Annotated in this window: 5 protein-coding genes; 4 read left to right on the top strand and 1 reads right to left on the bottom strand. The window is 72.3% G+C overall.

The window, feature by feature from the left end:
• The coding region (locus HW578_RS23210; RefSeq protein WP_198373084.1) for an FAD-dependent oxidoreductase at positions 1 to 1,362 on the bottom strand (1,362 nt) is incomplete at its 3' end.
• A gap of 76 nt (positions 1,363 to 1,438) precedes the next feature.
• Here HW578_RS23210 and HW578_RS23205 point away from each other — a divergent pair.
• From HW578_RS23205 to HW578_RS23190, 4 genes are all read left to right on the top strand, one after another.
• Positions 1,439 to 2,350, top strand: a complete 912-nt coding sequence (locus HW578_RS23205) for a dihydrodipicolinate synthase family protein (protein WP_198373083.1) — start codon at positions 1,439 to 1,441, stop codon at positions 2,348 to 2,350.
• 16 nt (positions 2,351 to 2,366) lie between these two features.
• Positions 2,367 to 3,191 (top strand): ABC transporter substrate-binding protein, encoded by an 825-nt coding sequence (locus tag HW578_RS23200; protein ID WP_198373082.1) that lies wholly within the window; start codon positions 2,367 to 2,369, stop codon positions 3,189 to 3,191.
• A 17-nt stretch (positions 3,192 to 3,208) separates the two neighbouring features.
• Complete coding sequence (locus HW578_RS23195; RefSeq protein WP_198373081.1) at positions 3,209 to 3,898, top strand: amino acid ABC transporter permease; 690 nt, start codon at positions 3,209 to 3,211, stop codon at positions 3,896 to 3,898.
• 37 nt (positions 3,899 to 3,935) lie between these two features.
• Positions 3,936 to 4,646, top strand: a 711-nt coding sequence (locus HW578_RS23190) for a cytochrome P450 family protein (RefSeq protein ID WP_198373080.1), incomplete at its 3' end; no start/stop codon positions are given.

Here is a 4,646-nt window from a genome sequence, read left to right as displayed (position 1 = left end):
GCGGTCGAGCTCGCGCCGCGCGGCAGGGTCGTCGGGTGCGGCCAGGCCGAGCTCGCGCGCCGCCGCCAGCCCCGCCAGCGTCCCGCGCGCGAAGGCGACGCGCGAGCCGCCGATCGAAGCGCCATCGCCGATGGCAAACACACCGGCGACATCGGTGCGGCCCTCGGCATCGGTGATGGTCTCGAGCCGGCCGATCTCGGCGCCGGGGCCTTCGGTGGCGAAGCGCTGCCCGCAGCCCAGGGCGCGGGCGAGGCCCGTCTCGGGCTGGAAGCCCATGTTGAGCGCGGCCACGCCGGCCTCGATGCGGCGCTCGCCATCGGGTGTGGCGATACGCAGCGCCGCGAAGCGGTCGGTGCCCTCGCAGGCCAGGATGCTGCTGCCCCAGAGCACCGGCACGCCGGCGCGCCTCAGCTGCGCGAGGTAGCGCAGCCCATCCCAGGCGAGATCCGGCGAGGACCGCGCCAGCGCCAGCATGTCGCGCCAGGCGCGCAGCCCGGGCTTCGGCGCGGCCTCGACCACCGCGGCCACCTGCACGCCGCCGGCGAGCAATTCGCACGCAAGCTGCAGGTTCAGCGGCCCGCTGCCCGCGATCACCACGCGATCCGCCGGGCTCACGCGCTGCGCCCGCGCCAGCGTCTGCAGCGCGCCGGTGGTCATCACGCCGGGCAGCGTCCAGCCGGGCACAGGCACCGGGCGTTCATGCGCGCCGGGGGCCAGCACAAGCCGCTTCGGGCGGAAGGTGAGGGCGGTGCCGTCCACCACCGCCGCGATCTCATCCGGCGCGAAGCCGCCCCAGACGGTCGCGCCGTGCAGGATGGTCACGCCTGCCGCGCGCGCTTCCGCCAGCAAGGCGGCGCCGCGGCGGAACTGCGCATCGGGCGCAGCATTGGCGTGGGATTTCGCCAGCGGCTTCAGGTACTGCCCGCCCGCCTCGCCGCGTTCGTCCAGCACGATGGTCGCCGCCCCCGCGCGCGCCGCGGCGATGGCGGCGGACAGCCCGGCCGGGCCGGCACCCACCACCAGAACGTCGCAGGCGCGCGCCTCGATCGCGCTGGGCTTTTCCGCAAGCGGCGCTGGGTCGGCGGGCAGCGCGCCCTGCACGCGCATGCCGGCTTCCGCCTTCACCAGGCAGGCGCGCTGCCCGGCGCGGCCATCCACGGTCACGATGCAGTCCCAGCACGCCCCCATGCCGCACCACAGCCCGCGCGGGGCGCCCTTCGCGGTGGTGCGGAAGGCCAGGACGCCGGCGGCCGAGAGCGCGGCGGCGATCGATTCGCCGGGCAGGGCTTCCACCTCGCGCCCGTCGAAGGTGAAGCGGATCGGTGCCGCGGATGGCGTGATGCTGGGGGAGGTGAGGCGCATGCCCTTGCCGTGCCGGGGAAAACGGTCTCCGATCATCGCATGCGGCCCGGCCGCGTCCATCCCCGGAGATCTCCCGATGTCCCGCGAGCCCTTCCGCGGCACCTACACGGTGCTGGTGACACCCTTCACCGCCGATGGCGCGGCGGTGGACCACGCGGCCCTCGCGCGGCTGGTCGAATACCAGATCCGCGAGGGCGTGCGCGGCCTGATCCCGCTGGGTTCGACCGGCGAGTTCCTGAGCGTCTCGCGCGAGGAACGCGCCGCCATCGTGGACACCGTGATCCGCAGCGCGGCCGGGCGCGTGCCCGTGCTGGTCGGAACCGGGGCGGAGGACACGCGCGAGGTGGTCGCGATTTCCAAGGAAGCGGAGGCGCAGGGCGCGGATGGCGTGATGATCATCCCCCCCTTCTATTCGGTGCCGACGCTGGCCGAGCTGGTGCACCACTACGACACCGTGGCGAAGGCGATCGGCATCCCGATCATGGTCTACAACAACCCGGCCACGTCGAACGTCGACATGACGCCGGCGATGCTGGCCGAGATCAGCCGCATCCCGAACTGCTGCTACGTGAAGGAGAGCACGCTCGAGGTCACGCGCGTGCGCGACATCGTGGACCTGTGTGGCGACAGGATGGCGGTGTTTGCCGGCGTGCTCGGCTATGAAAGTGCGTGGCTGGGTGCGATCGGCTGGGTCGCGGTGTGCAGCAACGTCGCCCCGCGCCTGTCGTCCGAGATGTTCGACGCGGCCGCCTTCGAGGCGAACCGCGACAAGTCGCGCGCGCTGTACCGGAAGCTGACGCCGCTCCTGCCCTGGGTGGGCGGGCCGCGCTACGTCTCGGGCACCAAGGCGGCGTTCCGGCTGATGGGCATGGACATGGGCCCGCCGCGCCCGCCGCGCCTGCCGCTGCCCGCCGCCGACATGCCGGCGCTGGCGCAGGTCTTGCAGGGCATCGGGCTGATGAGCATCGCCGCGCAGGCCGCGGAATAACAGGGAGCATCACACCATGGATCGTCGCCTTTTCCTCGCCGCCGGCGGATCGCTGCTGGCGGCGCCCGCGCTGGCGCAGGCGCCCGCCTGCACCCAGGCCGTGCCGAACAGCGAGCTGGTGAAGCCCGGCACGCTCACGCTCTCGATCAACCCCACCCTGCCGCCGATGCAGTTCGTGGACGGGCAGGGGCAGCTGCGCGGCATGCGGGTGGACCTCGGCACCGAGATCGCGCGCCGGCTCTGCCTCACGCCCGAGCATGTGCGCGTGGAATTCGCCGCCATGATCCCGGGCCTGGCGGCGCGGCGCTGGGACATGATCAACACCGGCATGTTCTACACCGAGGAACGCCAGCGCCTGATGTGGCTGGTGCGCTACGAGCAGCAGGCGATCAGCGTCTCGGTGCCGCGCGGCAACCCGCGCAATATCACCAAGGTGGACGACCTGGCCGGCCTGCGGGTGGGCGTGGAGCAGGGCGGCTTCGAATTCCGCCGCACCACCGACATGTCGAACGACCTGGCCGCGCGCGGGCTGCGGCCGCTGACCATCCGCGCCTTCGACAATTTCGCCGTCTCCTTCCAGGCGCTGCGCGCGGGGCAGCTCGACGCGGCGATCTCGATCGACAGCACGGGCAAGGAATACGACGACCGCGGGGAATTCACCCGCGCCATCTCGGGCCTGTACGGCACGCCGATCAATTTCGGCTTCCGCTCCCGCGCGCTGGCGCAGGCGGTGGCGACGGCACTCACCGCGATGAAGGCGGACGGGTCCTTCCAGGCGCTGCTCGATCGCTTCGGCGTCACCGCCTATGACGGGCCCTTCGAGGTGGTTGGGCCTTCGTGACGGCGGCAGCCTGACCCATGCAGGTCTGGCGCTGGGACGGCTTCTTCGATTCGCTCTTCAACGCCTACCTGCTGGAAGGCGCGATCATCTCGGTCGGGCTGACGGCGGGCTCGCTGGTGTTCGGGCTGTTCATCGGGATCGGGCTGGCGCTGATGCGCCTGTCCGGAAACCGCGTCATGTCCGGCTTCGCCGCCTTCTATTGCTGGCTGTTCCGCGGCACGCCCCTGCTGGTGCAGCTGCTCATCATCTACACCGGCCTGCCGCTGGTGGGCATCCGCTTCGACGTGTGGGAAGCCGCCCTCATCGGCATTTCGCTGAACGAGGGCGCCTACCTGTCCGAGATCGTGCGCGCCGGCATCATGTCGGTCGCGAAGGGCCAGCGGGAGGCGGCGGCGGCACTCGGCCTGCACCGCGGCCAGGTGTTCCGCCTGGTGACCTGGCCGCAGGCGCTGCGCGTCATCATCCCGCCGCTCGGCAACAGCGTGAACGGGCTGCTCAAGACCACGTCCATCGCCTCGGTCATCAGCGTCGATGAGCTGCTGCGACGCACCCAGCTGCTGATCCAGGAACGCTTCCTGGTGCTGGAGCTGTTCATCGTCGCAGCCCTCTACTACCTGCTGATGACGACGCTCTGGGACTTCGTGCAGCGCCGGCTGGAACGCCGCTATGGCCGCGGCTATGCGGCGGAGTCCGCGGACCGGCGGTGACAGCGCGCGGGCGCCACGCTATCGCTGCCCGCACCCCATGAACGCGCCCGCCGCCGATCTCGTGCCGCCGATGCCCGCGCCGGCCTGGCGGCCGCCCACCGCGCTGGGCGGGCTGCTGCGCGCGCGGCGTGACGTGCTCTCGATCTTCCCGGCCGATGCCTATCGCCGCCAGGTGATGACCACGCGCCTGCCCGGGCGGATGATCCTGGTGGCGAACACGCCTGAGGTGGTGCGCGACGTGTTCGTCACGAAGCACGCCATCTACCAGCGCAAGTCGCGCTTCCTCGAGGACGCGCTGCGCCCGGTGATCGGCGGGTCGTCCTTCATCGCCTGGGGGGATGACTGGGCGGCGAAGCGCGCGGCGATCTCGCCGCCCATCCATCCCTCCGGCATCGCGCAGTTCCACCCGTGCTACCTCCAGGCGGCGGAGGAGACCGCGGCGGATTTCGCCCGCGCCGAGGGCCCCGTCGATGTCGCCGCCGCCTTCGCTGCGGGCATCACGCGCGTGCTGCTGCTGAGCGTCTTCGGCCCCACGGTGCCGCGTGCGGAAGCCGCGGTCATCGCCGAGACCTTCACCGCCTACCAGGACGCGGCCGAGGTGGTGGACCTGTTCGGACTGATGGGCCTGCCGGACATGCTGGGCTGGCTGACGCGCCGGCGCGCGGCGCAGCTGGCGCGCGCGCTGCGCGGGCGCGTCGCGCGGCTGCTGGAGGCCGCCGGCCCCGATGGCGGCACGCCGCTGCTGGCC

This window comes from Roseomonas rosulenta (assembly GCF_016106005.1).
Taxonomy (GTDB): Bacteria; Pseudomonadota; Alphaproteobacteria; order Acetobacterales; family Acetobacteraceae; genus Neoroseomonas; species Neoroseomonas rosulenta.
The sequence above is the reverse complement of the archived record's forward strand: the minus strand, read 5'-3'. Positions and strand labels throughout refer to the sequence as shown.

What these genes read in the sequence shown, in the direction of transcription:
- HW578_RS23205 (WP_198373083.1), top strand. Translation starts at nt 1,439, where the DNA reads ATGTCCCGCGAGCCCTTCCGCGGCACCTACACGGTGCTGGTGACACCC.
- HW578_RS23200 (WP_198373082.1), top strand. Translation starts at nt 2,367, where the DNA reads ATGGATCGTCGCCTTTTCCTCGCCGCCGGCGGATCGCTGCTGGCGGCG.
- HW578_RS23195 (WP_198373081.1), top strand. Translation starts at nt 3,209, where the DNA reads ATGCAGGTCTGGCGCTGGGACGGCTTCTTCGATTCGCTCTTCAACGCC.